1 tRNA gene and 2 rRNA genes are annotated in these 2,899 nt (G+C 49.8%); all 3 read left to right on the forward strand.

The window, feature by feature from the left end:
- Nucleotides 1-202 precede the first annotated feature (202 nt).
- Nucleotides 203-1,748 (forward strand): 16S ribosomal RNA (locus O3616_RS09945).
- Nucleotides 1,749-1,799: 51 nt separating this feature from the next.
- Nucleotides 1,800-1,872: transfer RNA gene (locus O3616_RS09950), tRNA-Ala, on the forward strand.
- Between the two features lie 125 nt (nucleotides 1,873-1,997).
- Nucleotides 1,998-2,899, forward strand: a 23S ribosomal RNA gene (locus O3616_RS09955); the annotation flags it as partial.

Raw genomic sequence — 2,899 nt, forward strand, 5'->3', positions numbered from 1 at the left:
AAAAAGTTTCAAAAAAGTGTTGACAAGCGAAAGCGGCTGTGATATACTAATATAGTTGTCACTTGAGAGAAGCGAGTGACAAAGACCTTTGAAAACTGAACAAGACGAACCAATGTGCAGGGCACTACAACTAAGGTTGTAGTACTGAACAATGAAAAAACAATAAATCTGTCAGTGACAGAAATGAGTGAGAACTCAAACTTTTAATGAGAGTTTGATCCTGGCTCAGGACGAACGCTGGCGGCGTGCCTAATACATGCAAGTAGAACGCTGAAGGAGGAGCTTGCTTCTCTGGATGAGTTGCGAACGGGTGAGTAACGCGTAGGTAACCTGCCTGGTAGCGGGGGATAACTATTGGAAACGATAGCTAATACCGCATAAGAGTAGATGTTGCATGACATTTGCTTAAAAGGTGCAATTGCATCACTACCAGATGGACCTGCGTTGTATTAGCTAGTTGGTGGGGTAACGGCTCACCAAGGCGACGATACATAGCCGACCTGAGAGGGTGATCGGCCACACTGGGACTGAGACACGGCCCAGACTCCTACGGGAGGCAGCAGTAGGGAATCTTCGGCAATGGACGGAAGTCTGACCGAGCAACGCCGCGTGAGTGAAGAAGGTTTTCGGATCGTAAAGCTCTGTTGTAAGAGAAGAACGAGTGTGAGAGTGGAAAGTTCACACTGTGACGGTATCTTACCAGAAAGGGACGGCTAACTACGTGCCAGCAGCCGCGGTAATACGTAGGTCCCGAGCGTTGTCCGGATTTATTGGGCGTAAAGCGAGCGCAGGCGGTTAGATAAGTCTGAAGTTAAAGGCTGTGGCTTAACCATAGTACGCTTTGGAAACTGTTTAACTTGAGTGCAAGAGGGGAGAGTGGAATTCCATGTGTAGCGGTGAAATGCGTAGATATATGGAGGAACACCGGTGGCGAAAGCGGCTCTCTGGCTTGTAACTGACGCTGAGGCTCGAAAGCGTGGGGAGCAAACAGGATTAGATACCCTGGTAGTCCACGCCGTAAACGATGAGTGCTAGGTGTTAGACCCTTTCCGGGGTTTAGTGCCGTAGCTAACGCATTAAGCACTCCGCCTGGGGAGTACGACCGCAAGGTTGAAACTCAAAGGAATTGACGGGGGCCCGCACAAGCGGTGGAGCATGTGGTTTAATTCGAAGCAACGCGAAGAACCTTACCAGGTCTTGACATCCCTCTGACCGCTCTAGAGATAGAGCTTTCCTTCGGGACAGAGGTGACAGGTGGTGCATGGTTGTCGTCAGCTCGTGTCGTGAGATGTTGGGTTAAGTCCCGCAACGAGCGCAACCCCTATTGTTAGTTGCCATCATTCAGTTGGGCACTCTAGCGAGACTGCCGGTAATAAACCGGAGGAAGGTGGGGATGACGTCAAATCATCATGCCCCTTATGACCTGGGCTACACACGTGCTACAATGGCTGGTACAACGAGTCGCAAGCCGGTGACGGCAAGCTAATCTCTTAAAGCCAGTCTCAGTTCGGATTGTAGGCTGCAACTCGCCTACATGAAGTCGGAATCGCTAGTAATCGCGGATCAGCACGCCGCGGTGAATACGTTCCCGGGCCTTGTACACACCGCCCGTCACACCACGAGAGTTTGTAACACCCGAAGTCGGTGAGGTAACCGTAAGGAGCCAGCCGCCTAAGGTGGGATAGATGATTGGGGTGAAGTCGTAACAAGGTAGCCGTATCGGAAGGTGCGGCTGGATCACCTCCTTTCTAAGGATAAGGAACTGCGCATTGGTCTTGTTTAGTCTTGAGAGGTCTTGTGGGGCCTTAGCTCAGCTGGGAGAGCGCCTGCTTTGCACGCAGGAGGTCAGCGGTTCGATCCCGCTAGGCTCCATTGGTGAGAGATCACCAAGTAATGCACATTGAAAATTGAATATCTATATCAAATAGTAACAAGAAAATAAACCGAAAACGCTGTAGTATTAATAAGAGTTTATGACTGAAAGGTCAGAAAAATAAGGTTAAGTTAATAAGGGCGCACGGTGGATGCCTTGGCACTAGGAGCCGAAGAAGGACGTGACAAACGACGATATGCCTTGGGTAGCTGTAAGTAAGCGATGATCCAGGGATTTCCGAATGGGGGAACCCAGCAGGTACTACCTGTTACCCGCATCTGTTAAGGATGTGAGGAGGAAGACGCAGTGAACTGAAACATCTAAGTAGCTGCAGGAAGAGAAAGCAAAAGCGATTGCCTTAGTAGCGGCGAGCGAAACGGCAGAAGGGCAAACCGAAGAGTTTACTCTTCGGGGTTGTAGGACTGCAATGTGGACTCAAAGATTATAGAAGAATGATTTGGGAAGATCAGCCAAAGAGAGTAATAGCCTCGTATTTAAAATAGTCTTTGTACCTAGCAGTATCCTGAGTACGGCGGGACACGTGAAATCCCGTCGGAATCTGGGAGGACCATCTCCCAACCCTAAATACTCCCTAGTGACCGATAGTGAACCAGTACCGTGAGGGAAAGGTGAAAAGCACCCCGGGAGGGGAGTGAAATAGAACCTGAAACCGTGTGCCTACAACAAGTTCGAGCCCGTTAATGGGTGAGAGCGTGCCTTTTGTAGAATGAACCGGCGAGTTACGTTATGATGCGAGGTTAAGTTGAAGAGACGGAGCCGTAGGGAAACCGAGTCTGAATAGGGCGAATTAGTATCATGACGTAGACCCGAAACCATGTGACCTACCCATGAGCAGGTTGAAGGTGCGGTAAGACGCACTGGAGGACCGAACCAGGGCACGTTGAAAAGTGCTTGGATGACTTGTGGGTAGCGGAGAAATTCCAAACGAACTTGGAGATAGCTGGTTCTCTCCGAAATAGCTTTAGGGCTAGCGTCGACATAAAGATTCTTGGAGGTAGAGCACTG

The sequence above is a fragment of the Streptococcus sp. 27098_8_86 genome, from assembly GCF_041432595.1.
Classification (GTDB): Bacteria; Bacillota; Bacilli; order Lactobacillales; family Streptococcaceae; genus Streptococcus; species Streptococcus pneumoniae_F.